Annotated in this window: 12 protein-coding genes; 6 read left to right on the top strand and 6 right to left on the bottom strand. The window is 74.4% G+C overall.

The window, feature by feature from the left end; translation table 11 throughout:
- Positions 1 to 91 precede the first annotated feature (91 nt).
- The 6 genes from ACIBBH_RS06970 to ACIBBH_RS06945 are packed head-to-tail and all read right to left on the bottom strand — an operon-like array spanning position 92 to position 5,718.
- On the bottom strand, positions 92 to 1,093 hold the full coding sequence (locus ACIBBH_RS06970; protein ID WP_399402677.1) for a proline racemase family protein: 1,002 nt from the start codon (positions 1,091 to 1,093) through the stop codon (positions 92 to 94).
- A 13-nt stretch (positions 1,094 to 1,106) separates the two neighbouring features.
- Positions 1,107 to 1,997 (bottom strand): dihydrodipicolinate synthase family protein, encoded by an 891-nt coding sequence (locus ACIBBH_RS06965; protein ID WP_399402675.1) that lies wholly within the window; start codon positions 1,995 to 1,997, stop codon positions 1,107 to 1,109.
- Entirely contained in the window at positions 1,994 to 3,412 is a 1,419-nt protein-coding gene (locus ACIBBH_RS06960) for an FAD-dependent oxidoreductase (protein WP_399402673.1), read from the bottom strand. The genes ACIBBH_RS06965 and ACIBBH_RS06960 overlap by 4 nt, the downstream gene beginning before the upstream one ends.
- Entirely contained in the window at positions 3,396 to 3,704 is a 309-nt protein-coding gene (locus ACIBBH_RS06955) for a (2Fe-2S)-binding protein (protein WP_399402671.1), read from the bottom strand. The genes ACIBBH_RS06960 and ACIBBH_RS06955 overlap by 17 nt, the downstream gene beginning before the upstream one ends.
- Positions 3,701 to 4,861, bottom strand: coding sequence for an NAD(P)/FAD-dependent oxidoreductase (locus ACIBBH_RS06950; RefSeq protein WP_399402669.1), 1,161 nt, complete (start codon positions 4,859 to 4,861; stop codon positions 3,701 to 3,703). Before ACIBBH_RS06950 ends, ACIBBH_RS06955 begins: the two co-directional genes overlap by 4 nt.
- Positions 4,862 to 4,911: 50 nt before the next feature.
- The gene (locus ACIBBH_RS06945) at positions 4,912 to 5,718 is read right to left on the bottom strand and encodes a hypothetical protein (protein WP_399402667.1); all 807 of its coding nucleotides are present in this window, start codon (positions 5,716 to 5,718) and stop codon (positions 4,912 to 4,914) included.
- A 220-nt stretch (positions 5,719 to 5,938) separates the two neighbouring features.
- On the opposite strand from ACIBBH_RS06945, the gene ACIBBH_RS06940 reads away from it, so the two are divergent.
- The 6 genes from ACIBBH_RS06940 to ACIBBH_RS06915 all read left to right on the top strand — a co-directional run bounded on the left by ACIBBH_RS06940 (position 5,939) and on the right by ACIBBH_RS06915 (position 12,129).
- Positions 5,939 to 6,055 (top strand): putative leader peptide, encoded by a 117-nt coding sequence (locus ACIBBH_RS06940; protein WP_399402665.1) that lies wholly within the window; start codon positions 5,939 to 5,941, stop codon positions 6,053 to 6,055.
- A gap of 103 nt (positions 6,056 to 6,158) precedes the next feature.
- Positions 6,159 to 7,055 (top strand): glutathione S-transferase C-terminal domain-containing protein, encoded by an 897-nt coding sequence (locus ACIBBH_RS06935; RefSeq protein ID WP_399402663.1) that lies wholly within the window; start codon positions 6,159 to 6,161, stop codon positions 7,053 to 7,055.
- 178 nt (positions 7,056 to 7,233) lie between these two features.
- Complete coding sequence (locus tag ACIBBH_RS06930; RefSeq protein ID WP_399402661.1) at positions 7,234 to 7,377, top strand: putative leader peptide; 144 nt, start codon at positions 7,234 to 7,236, stop codon at positions 7,375 to 7,377.
- A 79-nt stretch (positions 7,378 to 7,456) separates the two neighbouring features.
- Positions 7,457 to 8,656, top strand: coding sequence for an LLM class flavin-dependent oxidoreductase (locus ACIBBH_RS06925; protein WP_399402659.1), 1,200 nt, complete (start codon positions 7,457 to 7,459; stop codon positions 8,654 to 8,656).
- Positions 8,657 to 8,676: 20 nt separating this feature from the next.
- On the top strand, positions 8,677 to 10,086 hold the full coding sequence (locus ACIBBH_RS06920) for an NtaA/DmoA family FMN-dependent monooxygenase (protein ID WP_399402657.1): 1,410 nt from the start codon (positions 8,677 to 8,679) through the stop codon (positions 10,084 to 10,086).
- 279 nt (positions 10,087 to 10,365) lie between these two features.
- Positions 10,366 to 12,129 carry a LuxR C-terminal-related transcriptional regulator gene (locus tag ACIBBH_RS06915; RefSeq protein WP_399402655.1) on the top strand — a complete coding sequence of 588 codons (1,764 nt, stop codon included), beginning with the start codon at positions 10,366 to 10,368 and terminating at the stop codon, positions 12,127 to 12,129.
- Position 12,130: the final 1 nt, after the last annotated feature.

The raw sequence follows: 12,130 nt of genomic DNA, 5'->3' as shown, positions 1-12,130 counted from the left end.
GTCTCGCCGACCCACTCACCCATCGCCACACAACGAGTCTGGCCCTACCGCTCACGCGGCAGGGCCAGAACCCAACATCTTCATCCGCCTTCTAGAGGACGAAGCCCGCGGGGAACGGGTCCGTCGGGTCGAGCAGGTACTGGGCCGTGCCCGTGATCCAGGCGCGGCCGGTGAAGCTGGGCAGCACGGCCGGGATCCCGGCGACCTCGGCCGTGCCCAGCAGCCGGCCGGTGAAGCGGGTGCCGATGAAGGACTCGTTCACGAACTCGGTGTGCAACGGCAGCTCTCCGCGCGCATGCAGTTGCGCCATGCGCGCGCTGGTCCCGGTGCCGCAGGGGGAGCGGTCGAACCAGCCGGGGTGGATGGCCATCGCGTGCCGGGAGCGGCGGGCGGTGGCGCCGGGCGCGTACAGGTGGACGTGGTGGCAGCCGCGGATGGACGTATCCTCGGGGTGGACCGGCTCCTCCTCGCTGTTGATGGCCTTCATCAGGGACAGGCCCGCGGCGAGGATGTCGTCCTTACGGGCGCGGTCGAAGGGCAGGCCGAACTCCTCCAGCGGCAGGATCGCGTAGAAGTTGCCGCCGTAGGCGAGGTCGTACGTCACCGTCCGCCCGTCGTCGAGCACGGCCTTGCGGTCCAGGCCCACGCAGAACGACGGCACGCTGCGCAACGTGACGTTCCTGGCGGCACCGTCCTCGACCGCGACGTCGGCGACGACCGGTCCGGCCGGGGTGTCCAGGCGGATGGTGGTGACCGGCTCGACGACCTCCACCATGCCGGTCTCCACCAGCACGGTCGCCACCCCGATGGTGCCGTGCCCGCACATCGGCAGATAGCCGGACACCTCGATGTAGACCACACCCCAGTCACAGTCGGGGCGGGTCGGCGGTTGCAGGACGGCGCCGCTCATCGCGGAGTGGCCGCGCGGCTCGTTCATCAGCAACTGCTTGACGCCGTCGTGGTGTTCGCGGAAGTACAGCCGCCGCTCGTTCATGGTCGCGCCGGGGATGGTGCCGATCCCGCCGGTGATCACGCGGGTGGGCATGCCCTCGGTGTGCGAGTCGACGGCGTGCAGGACGAGCTTGCTGCGCACGATCCCGTTCCTCCTATGCGAGCCCGGCCGCGACGGCCTTCTCGGTGGCCGCCCGGACGGTCGCCTCCTGCTCCGGCAGCAGCGGCACGCGCGGCGGCCGTACGGGACCGCCGTACCGTCCGACGACGTCCATGGACACCTTGATCGCCTGCACGAACTCCGTCCGCGAGTCCCAGCGCAGCAGGGGGTGCAGTTGCCGGTAGAGCCGCGCGGCCGTGGCGAGGTCGCCGCCGGTGGCCGCGCGGAAGAGCTCGGCGCCCGCGGCGGGCAGCGCGTTCGGGTATCCGGCCACCCAGCCCTTGGCGCCGGCGATCGCGAGCTCCAGCAGCACGTCGTCGGCGCCGATCAACAGGTCCAGTTCCGGAGCGAGTTCGGCGATCCGGTAGGCACGGCGGACGTCCCCGGAGAATTCCTTCACCCCGTGGACGAGGCCCTCGCCGTGCAGCCGGGCGAGGAGTTCGGGTAGGAGGTCGACCTTGGTGTCGACCGGGTTGTTGTACGCCACCACCGGCAGGCCCGCCTTCGCGACCTCCGCGTAGTGGGCGAGCACCGAACGCTCGTCGGCGCGGTAGGCGTTGGGCGGCAGCAGCATCACCGCGCCGCAGCCCGCCTCGCGCGCCTGCTCGGCCCAGCACCGGGCCTCGGCGGAGCCGTAGGCGGCGACGCCCGGCATGACGCGCTGACCGCCGACCGCGGCGACGGCCGTCTCGACGACCTTGGCCCGCTCCTCGGGGGTGAGCACCTGGTACTCGCCGAGCGAGCCGTTCGGTACGACACCGTCGCAGCCGTTGTCCACGAGCCAGGCACAGTGTTCGGCGTACCTGCCGTAGTCCACCGTGAGGTCGTCGTTCAGCGGGAGCGCAGTAGCGACGAGGACGCCGTGCCAGGGGCGGTGGTCGGTCATGAGGATCCTTCCTCGGCGGGGTCTTCGGGGCCTTCGGCCAGCACGCCGAGCGGCACCGGCCGGGCGAACGGCCGCCGGGGCGGGGTGAGTTCGCATCCGGTGAGCCCCGCGACCGCCGGTGCGCACATCCGGCCCTGGCACCAGCCCATCCCGGCCCGGGTGAGCAGCTTCACGGTGCGCAGGTCGCCTGCGCCGAGTCCGGTCGCGGCCGCACGGACCTCACCGGCCGTGACCTCCTCGCAGCGGCAGGCGACAGTGTCGTCCGGGACTCGGTCCGGCCAGCGGGCGGGCGGGGCGCACACCGCGTCGACGGCCGCGAAGAACGCCCGCAGCCGGGCACGGGACCGGGCCGCCGCCGACCAGGCCCCGGGGTCGGGCTCCCGGCCGTGCAGGCGGGCGGCGATCGACCGTCCGGCGATGTGCCCCTCGGCGAGCGCGAGGGCCGCACCGCCGACACCGGTCGCCTCGCCGGCCGCCCAGACACCCGGGACGTCGGTGCGCTGCTCGTCGTCGACGTGCACGTCGTGCCCGCTCAGGCGGCAGCCCAGCGTCCCGGCGAGGTCGGTGTGCGGCAGCATGCCGTGGCCGACCGCGAGGGTGTCGCAGGGGATGCGACGCTCACTTGAGGGCCTGATCCGTCCGTCGGCGTCCAGCGCGGCGACGGTCACCGCTTCCAGCCGATCCGTGCCGTGCGCCTCCACGACGGTGTGGCGGACCAGGACGCGCACCCGGTGCCGCAGGAGCCGCACCGCGTACCCGGCGCCCTCGGCGAGCTTGCCGGGCTGCGCGGCTGGCGCCGACGGCCGGCGCAGCAGAGCCCTGGGATCGGCGGACTCCACGAGGGCGGCCACGCGCGCGCCCGCCGCCGCGAGGCCGGTCGCCACGGGCAGCAGCAGCGGTCCGGTCCCGGCGACCACGGCCGTCCGCCCCGGCAGCACCAGCCCGCCCTTGAGCAGGGCCTGCGCACCGCCCGCGGTGACGACACCGGGCAGGGTCCAGCCCGGGAAGGGGAGGACCACCTCGTAGCCGCCGGTGGCCAGGAGCACGGCGTCGGCGCGCACCACCGCGGGCTCCTCCTGCGCGGGGCCCCGCAGCGCGTGGACGGCGAAGCCCGCTGACTCCCGCTCCACGCACCACACATGATGACCGGTCAGGTGGGCGGCCCGGCCGGCCGCGCGATGCTCGCCCAGTCCGTCCCGCAGCCACTCCCAGGTGCGCCACTGGTGGTGCAGCGCGCGGGCGCGGCGTGCGCCGAGGGCCGCGGCGGGCTGCCGGTAGAACTGGCCGCCCGCCTCCGCGCCGGCGTCGACGAGGGTGACGCGCACTCCCCGGGCAGCCGCGGCCAGGGTCGCGGCCAGCCCCGCCGGACCCGCGCCGATCACGGCGAGGTGCGGTCGCTCAGCCGTCGTGGCCATCGTGACCCGTCCCTTCCTGCGTGGCGATGACGTCACCGGGCCGTACGGGCACCAGGCAAGCCCGCCGACCGGGCCGGCCGTTGACCGTCACCAGGCAGTCGAAGCAGACCCCGATGCCGCAGAAGATCCCGCGGGGCCGGCCCGCGCGCCTGGTGGTGCGCCACGCGGTCACGCCCGCCGCCCAGAGCGCGGCGGCCACCGTCTGGCCGGGGAGCGCCTCGATCGCGCGGCCGTCGAAGGTGACCGTGAAGGCGGGCCCGGGCCGGGCCCGGGCCAACTCCAGAGGGTTCAAGCGGTGTTCACCCCTTCCGTTGCGAAGCGCTCCGGCCGGAAGGGCGCGAGGTCCAGTTCCGGTGGTGTCCCGGTCAGTACCTGCGCGATCAACCGCCCTGTCCCGGGGGCGAGTCCGATGCCCGCGCCCTCGTGTCCGCAGGCGTGGACCAGCCCGGGCACGCGCGGATCGGCGCCGATCGCGGGCAGGTGGTCGGGCAGGTACGGCCGGAAGCCCAGGTAGGTCCGCATCGCGCGCACCCGCTGCAGGAACGGGAACAGCCGGGTCGCTCCGGCAGCCAGCGCCCGTACGACGGGCAACGAGAACGAGCGGTCGAACCCGACCCGTTCCCGGCTCGCGCCGATCAGGACCGGTCCGGCGGCCGTGCCCTCGACGACCGGCGAGGTCTGCAGCGCGGCCGAGTCGCTGGCCACGTCGGCCACGTAGTCCGCGGCGTACACCTTGTGCCGGACCAGCCGGGGCAGCGGCTCGGTGACCAGGACGAAGCCGCGCCGGGGGAGGACCGGGAGGTGGACGCCGGCGAGGCGGGCCAGGTCGCCGCTCCAGGTCCCGGCGGCGTTCACCACGGCCGGCGCGTGGACGTCCCCCCGGTCGGTGCGCACGCCGCACACCGCGCCCCGGGCCGTGCGCAGCACCCCCGTGACCGTCCAGCCGGTGCACAGACGGGCGCCCGAGGCGCGGATCAGGCGGGCTGCGGCGAGGGCCGGCATGACCTGGGCGTCCTGCGGATAGTGCACGGCGCCAGCGAGGCCGGGGGCGAGGCGGGGTTCGAGGTCGGGGAGGTGGTCCGCGTCGACGGGCACGGCCGAGACGCCGGCAGCCCGCTGGGCGGCGGCGAACTCGCCCAGGGCGCAGAGGTCTTCCGGTGTGGCGGCCACCACGACCCCGCCCTTGGGCTCGTACTCGTACGCCGCCCCGTCCTCGCCGGCCAGTTCCGACCACAACCGGGCGGACAGCAGGGCGAGTTCGAGTTCCGGTCCCGGTTCCTTGTCGGAGACGAGCAGGTTGCCCTCGCCCGCGCCGGTCGTACCGCCGGCCACCGGGCCCCGGTCGACGAGGACGACGTCCAGACCCGCCCGTGCCGCGTACAGGGCACAGGCGGCGCCCGTCATCCCGGCGCCCACGACCACGACATCGCAGGTCAGTCGCTTCGCCACGCCAGTACTATGTCACATACCGCACTGGAGGGGGAGGTCCTGGCGTACGGTCAGTCGAACTGGCCCGGGGTTCCGGCCGGGGTCTTCCCGGCGAGGACGTCCTTCAGGCGCTGGGCGCCCTGCTGCACCGCCGTCCGCGTGCTGTCGTGATCAGCGCCGGAGGGCCCGCCGTTGGTGACCGTGATGCCGGAGGCGCCGACCCGTACGGCGGCGACGTCCAGGGTGAGGGTGACTGGGTCTCCGTCCGCGGTGCCCTGCATCGTCAGGGTCAGGCCCTGCCGGTCGTCGCCCGCGCCGGGCAGCGAGTTTTCGACCACCTGGACCGTCCGCTTGCCGCCGTCGGAGCCGGTCGCGGTGAACTGGTCGCACTTGTCCGGGAGGCTATCGATCCAGCCCAGGGACTTCTTCAGTGAGGCCTGTCCGTAGTCGCCGGTCTGGTACAGCAGCCGGGCGTCGCCCTGGGTGAAGCCCGTGAGCGCCGACGCGCCGGCCGCGCGGCCCAGCAGGGTGTCGGAGTACAGGCTGTCGAGCAGTTTCTGGCAGTCGGCCGCGTTGGTCCTGGTGTTGAGGAAAGCGGCGACGTCGACTTTCCCGACCAGGAGCTTGTCGCGCCAGGCCGACGCGTTGTTCACCTGCGTCCAGTCGTCCTCGATGTCGCCTTCGGTGATCAGCGCGGCCTTCGCCCCCGCACCGGTCAGTGCGGGGGTGGACGACGCGGACGAGGGCTGCTCGGCCGCGGGCGAGGTGGACGCGGCATCGGAGGAGCCGCCCTGCTCCGAACAGGCCGCGGTGGCCAGCAGGGCCCCTGCCGTCACGGCCGGGGCGAGCACACGCACGGGACAGGACGGACGGTTCATCGCGACGGCCTCCTCGGAACGCGGTACGTCCTCCCACGCCACCACCCGCCCCGACGAGCGACCAGCGGCGCGGGGCCGTTCGGGTGAGGAACGCCGCGCTCGTACTCCCGGGAAGAGCCTCGTTCACCCGCCCGGTGTCCCAGGCGTGGACGCCCCCTTGACGTCATCCCGAGCCGGATCGACACTCCCCATGGGAATCCTAGTGAACAGGTAGGGAAATATGGGGCGCCGTGAGACGGTCACCGGCCGAGTGGTCCGTACGCCGCCGTTGCCCCTGCTCACCTCCCGCCGGCACATCGACCTGCTGCGTGTCTGCAGCGCGCGATCAGCCTTCTGAGCCGATCCGGGCATCTCCACCCCTGCCCGGCACACCCCGGCGCCCACTGTCCGATGACGCTTCCGCCGCGTGTACCTCCGCGCGCCCGCATCCGGGGAGACGCATGTCCATCACTCCGCTCGCCGCCGTCCCGTCCGTCCGCCGGACCGCGTCCGCCTTCCGGGGCCGCCTCGGCCGGGACGCGGGCAGCGGCCACCACGCCGTGCCGCGCCGCTACCGCCTCCACCTGTCCACCGCCTGTCCCGACGGCCTGCGCCTGGCCGTCACCCACAGCCTCCTCGCCCTGGACGGCATCTGTCCGGTGACCTTCCTGCCCGCCGTCCCCGACTGTCCCGACGGCGGCCACACCGCGCTGCGCCCGCTGTACGAGGCGAGCGCCCACCACTACGCCGGACCGGCCCTCGCGCCGGTGCTCGGCGACGACTGGTCCGGACGGATCGTCAGCACCCACACCGCGGACATCCTGCGCGACCTCTCCCACTGCTTCGGCGACGGCGGCACCCGGCTCCGCCCGTGCGGCGCGGAGGCCGGGACCGAGGACGTCGAGCGGCTCTGCGCGGACGTCGAGCAGGCCGCGCAGAACGCGGGCCGGGCCGGTACGGACGCGGCCGAGCGGGCCGCCGCCCTCGACGCGCTGCTCGGCACACTGGCCGAGCTGGAGCACCGGCTCGCCGGGCGCGACCAGCTCATCGGCGACCGACTCACCGCGGCGGACGTCGAGTTGTGGGTGACGCTGGTCCAGCTCGACACCGTGCACCGCTACCACCTGGACGCCTCCGCCGTGCACCGCATCGCCGGGCATCCCGCCCTGTGGTCCTACGCCCGGCGTCTGGCCGCCCACCCGGCCTTCGGCGCCCACCTCGACCTCGACGGCATCGCCCGCCGTCACCACGCCCGCTGCCAGGGCCTGGAGGCGGCTGGAGCGGCCGTCCAGATCCTGGACTGGGCGGGCCACGCGGCGGACACCCCGGGCAACGGTGCCCGGGCCGGCGGCGCCTGAGTACGTCCAGTACGCAGCCGGCGTCGGCATCCCTTCGCGGTCGCTGCCATGCTCACGGCCCCCACAGGCTTCGAGGCCCGCGCGGCCGGCACGACGACAGGTGACGGACCCGTGCGTCGCCGCGCGCCGCTCGGGCCGGGAACATCCGGCGGGGCCGCGGAGTTGTGACTGGGCAGAGATGTGCGAGGCGCCGCCCGGTGCGGCCCGCCGAGTCCCGACGCAGGAGGAGACGGACGTGACACCTGTCCTGCGTTCCGCCCTCCTTCACTCCCGGCCCCACATCGACCTCAAGCGCGTGGCCGGCGCGCTCTGTTGTTCCTGAACCGTCCCCTCCCGACGCCGTGCCGCGCTGCCCGCGCGCGCCGGCGCCCTCGTACGGACCTCCAGGAAGGCACCCACTCGTGTCCTCGACCTCCCCCCGTTTCCTGCACCTCGCCGTCGCCCTGGACGGCACCGGCTGGCACCCGGCCTCCTGGCGCGAGCCGGTGGCCCGGCCCCGGGAGCTGTTCACCGCCCAGTACTGGACCGACCTGGTCACCGAGGCCGAGCGCGGCCTGCTCGACTTCGTCACCATCGAGGACGGCCTGGGGCCGCAGTCCTCCCATCTCCTCGAACCGGACGAGCGCACCGACCAGGTACGCGGACGCCTGGACGCCGTCCTGATCGCCTCCCGCGTCGCCCCGGTGACCCGGCGCATAGGCCTGGTGCCGACGGTGGTGGCCACGCACACGGAGCCGTTCCACATCTCCAAGGCGATCGCCACCCTCGACTACGTCAGCGCCGGCCGCGCCGGCCTGCGGGTGCAGATCACCGGGCGCCAGGACGAGGCCGCGCACTTCGGCCGCCGGACGGTTCCCCGGATCGACTCCTACGAGAGCCCGGCCGCGCGGGAACTGGTCGCCGACCTCTTCGACGAGGCCGCCGAGCATGTCGAGGTGGTGCGCAGGCTCTGGGACAGCTGGGAGGACGACGCGGAGATCCGGGACGCGGCCACCGGCCGCTTCATCGACCGCGACAAGCTGCACTACATCGACTTCGAGGGCCGCCACTTCAGCGTCAAGGGCCCCTCCATCACACCCCGGCCGCCCCAGGGCCAGCCGGTGGTGACCGCCCTGGCCCACCACTCGGTCCCCTACCGGCTGGTGGCCCGCCAGGCCGACGTCGGCTACGTGACCCCGCAGGACGCCGCCCAGGCCCGTGCGACCGTCGCCGAGATCCGCGCCGAGCAGGAGGCGGCCGGCCGCGCCGAGGAGCCCCTGCACGTCTTCGGCGACCTGCTGGTCTTCCTCGACGAGGACCCGGCCGAGGCCGCCGCCCGGCGCGAGCGCCTCGACGCCCTCGCGGGCGGCACCTGCACCAGCGACGCCCGGATCTTCACCGGCACCCCGGCCCAGCTCGCCAACAGCCTGGAGGAGTTGCGGGGCGCCGGGCTGTCCGGCTTCCGGCTGCGGCCCGCCGTCCTCGGTCACGACCTGCCGGCGATCACCCGGCACCTCGTGCCCGAACTCCAGCGCCGGGGCCTGTTCCGCAGCGCCTACGAGGCCGGCACCCTGCGCGGACTGCTCGGGCTCGCCCGGCCCGCCAACCGCTACGCAGCCTGACCGGAGAGGGACCGCACGCCATGAGCAAGCCGCTGAAGCAGATCCACCTGGCCGCCCACTTCCCCGGCGTCAACAACACCACGGTGTGGAGCGACCCGGCCGCCCGCAGCCACATCGAGTTCAGCTCCTTCGCGCACTTCGCGCGGACCGCCGAACGCGCCAAGTTCGACTTCCTGTTCCTCGCCGAAGGCCTGCGCCTGCGCGAACAGGGCGGGAAAATCTACGACCTGGACGTGGTCGGCCGCCCCGACACCTTCACCGTGCTCGCCGCGCTGGCCGCCGTCACCGACCGGCTGGGCCTGACCGGCACCATCAACTCCACCTTCAACGAGCCCTACGAGGTGGCCCGCCAGTTCGCCGGCCTCGACCACCTCTCCGGGGGCCGCTCCGCCTGGAACGTGGTCACCTCCTGGGACGCCTTCACCGGCGAGAACTTCCGCCGCGGCGGTTTCCTGCCGCAGGAGGAGCGCTACTCCCGCGCCCAGGAGTTCCTGGCCACCGCGAACGAACTCTTCGACTCCTGGCGCGGCGACGAGATCCTGGCCGACCAGGCCACCGGCACGTTCCTCAGCGACGCGAAGGCCGGCGCCTTCGTGCACCGGGGCAGGCACTTCGACATCCACGGCCGGTTCAACGTCCCGCGCTCGCCGCAGGGCCGCCCGGTGATCTTCCAGGCGGGCGACTCCGAGGAGGGCCGAGAGTTCGCCGCCTCCAGTGCCGACGCGATCTTCAGCCGGTACGCCACGCTCAAGGAGGGCCAGGCCTTCTACACCGACGTGAAGTCACGCCTCGCCAAGTACGGCCGCCGCCCCGACCAGTTGCTGATCCTGCCCGCCGCGACCTTCGTCCTCGGCGACACCGACGCGGAGGCCGAGGAGCTGGCCCGCGAGGTGCGCCGCCTGCAGGTCAGCGGGGCGACCGCGATCAAGCACCTGGAGTTCGTCTGGAACCGGGACCTGTCGGCGTACGACCCGGAAGGGCCGCTCCCCGACGTCGACCCGGTCGTCAGCGAGGAGCACATCTCCCGGGGCCGCGCCCAGGTGCGGATGTACCGCGACCCGATCGCCATCGCCCGCGAATGGCGGGAGCTGGCCGAGGCCAACCAGTGGTCCATCCGCGACCTGGTCATCAACACCGGCAACCGGCAGACCTTCGTCGGCTCCCCGGCCACCGTCGCGAAGACCATCGACGACTTCGTGCAGGCGGACGCGTCCGACGGCTTCATCCTCGTCCCGCACATCACCCCCGGCGGCCTCGACCCCTTCGCCGACAAGGTCGTTCCGCTGCTGCAGGAGCGGGGCGTGTTCCGCACCGACTACGAGGGCACCACCCTGCGCGACCACCTGGGCCTCGCCCTCCCCCACTCCCGGCTTCGCTCGAGCGGGGGGACCCCCGTGGACACGGATCCCGGCGAGCGGGCGGCGTCGTGAGGCTCCCGGATCCGGCGCGGCCAACGGAGCGGGGCCGCTGAATGGCGTGGTCGAGGAACGTCACCCTCCCCCGAAGGTGACGCTCCTCGACCGCTCCCCCGGTGCCGGACTGCGGTCCGGACGTCCGCGCGGTGCGGCCGGTGTGCTGTGGCCGGCACATGACGGCTGTCTCGCCCGAACCCCATGCGCACAGCCTGCCGCCGCCCCCGCCCGGGCGCATGAGTCGGGGGCTACTCAAGTGCCCCTGTATCAGACGTGAGTACGCCGCCTCTCACTGACGTGACGACTGACGACGTGACGGACGTGACGGACGCGACGGCCTGCGAACAGGACGCGACCACCCTCCACCTGCCCTGGCCGTTCACCGGCCGGGAGGACGAACTGGAGCTGGTCCGCGGGTCCCTGACATGCGGGCGGCACGGCATCGCGGTGACCGGGCCCGCGGGCCGCGGCAAGACCCGGCTGGTCACGGAGGCGGTCCGGGGCACCGACCGCGCCCGGGTGACCGGCACGCCCGAGGCCCGCGGCCTCGACTTCGCCGCGTTCGCGCACCTGCTGCCCGAGCCGGTCTCGCCGCACCGCGCGGTGCACCTCCTGTCCGGCGTACGCCTGCTCGTGGTCGACGACGCCCATCTCCTGGACGCCGCCTCCGCCGCCCTGGTCCACCAGCTCGCCGTGCACGGCCGCACCCGCCTGGTCGTGATCGCGGCGGACGACGTCCCGGTGCCCGGCGCGGTGTCCCGGCTGTGGACCGGCGAACTGCTGCCCCGCCTCGCCCTGGAGCCGCTGCCCCGCGAGGAGACCGCCCGCCTGCTGACCGCGGGCGCGGGCCGCGCCCTGGAGCCGCTCACCGCGGGCCGGCTGCACCGGCTGTGCCGGGGCGACCTCCGGCTGCTGCGCGATCTCGTGGGCGCGGTGCGCGAGGGCGGGCTGATCACCCGGGTCCCCGGGACGGACGAGTGGGCCTGGCGCGGCCCGGTACCGGTGACCACCGCCGTACGCGAACGCGTCGCCCCCGCCCTGGACCGCCCCGAGCGGGAGATGCTGGAGCGCCTCGCCTTCGCCGAGCCGCTGCCCCTGCACCTGGACGATCTCGACCTGGACGCCCTCGAACGCCTGGAGGCCGACGGCCTGATCGACGTCGGCGACCGGGGTGACATCCGCCTCGCCCACCCCCTGCACGGCCCGGCGTTACGGGCCACGGCCGGGAAGCTGCGGGCCGGGCGACTGACCCGCATGCCGGACCTCTGCGGCCCCGCCCTGGCGGCCGAACGGGACACTCTGGCCCGCCGGATCGCGGACGCCGACGTACGGGCGGTGCCGACGCCGGTGGGGGAGTGGCTGGCCGGGGAGGGCGCCCCGGTACCGGCCGGTTACGCCGCCGTACGCGCCCGGTTCGCGCGGCTGCGCGGGCAGGTGCTGGAGGCGGCGGCCTGGGCACGCGAGGGGCTGCGGGGGACGCCGGACGATCCGGCCTGCCGTGCCGAACTCGCCTGCGCGACAGGCCGGTTCGCAAGCAGTCGAAGGGACGCCGGCGACGACACGTACGCCCTCTACGAAGCCGTACGCCTCGGCACCCCCGAACAGGTCACCCGACGCCTGCCGCGCGGCAGCGTGTTCGCCCGGCACGCCGACGCCCTCGCCCGCGGCGACGGGCCCGCCCTGGACCGGGTGGCCGAAGCGCTGCGGGAGCGCGGCTTCCTGCTGTTCGCGGCCGAGGCGCACGCCCAGGCCGCCCGCGCGCACCGAGACCCGCGCGCCGCCCGCACCTCCCGGACCCGCGCGGTCGCCCTCGCCCGCCGCTGCCAGGGCGCCCGCACCCCGGCCCTCGCCGGCCTGGTGCTCGGCGAACTCACCGCCCGGCAACGGCAGATCGTCACCCTCGCGGCGGCGGGCCTGAGCAACCGGCAGATCGCGGAGCGGCTCACCCTGTCGGTCCGTACCGTCGGAAACCATCTCTACAGCGCGTACGCCCGGCTCGGCGCGAGCGACCGGGGGGAGCTGCCGTGGCTGGTGGACCTGCCGGACGCGCGGTCCGCGTGAC

It is taken from the genome of Streptomyces sp. NPDC051636 (assembly GCF_044453765.1).
Taxonomy (GTDB): Bacteria; Actinomycetota; Actinomycetes; order Streptomycetales; family Streptomycetaceae; genus Streptomyces.
Note: the sequence above shows the minus strand (reverse complement) of the source record. Positions and strands in the feature narration are given on the sequence as shown.

Coding starts and splice junctions, on each gene's coding strand:
- ACIBBH_RS06940 (WP_399402665.1), top strand. CDS start 5,939: ATGGGGCGCCGTGAGACGGTCACCGGCCGAGTGGTCCGTACGCCGCCG.
- ACIBBH_RS06945 (WP_399402667.1), bottom strand. CDS start 5,718: ATGAACCGTCCGTCCTGTCCCGTGCGTGTGCTCGCCCCGGCCGTGACG.
- ACIBBH_RS06930 (WP_399402661.1), top strand. CDS start 7,234: ATGTGCGAGGCGCCGCCCGGTGCGGCCCGCCGAGTCCCGACGCAGGAG.
- ACIBBH_RS06960 (WP_399402673.1), bottom strand. CDS start 3,412: ATGGCCACGACGGCTGAGCGACCGCACCTCGCCGTGATCGGCGCGGGT.
- ACIBBH_RS06920 (WP_399402657.1), top strand. CDS start 8,677: ATGAGCAAGCCGCTGAAGCAGATCCACCTGGCCGCCCACTTCCCCGGC.
- ACIBBH_RS06965 (WP_399402675.1), bottom strand. CDS start 1,997: ATGACCGACCACCGCCCCTGGCACGGCGTCCTCGTCGCTACTGCGCTC.
- ACIBBH_RS06935 (WP_399402663.1), top strand. CDS start 6,159: ATGTCCATCACTCCGCTCGCCGCCGTCCCGTCCGTCCGCCGGACCGCG.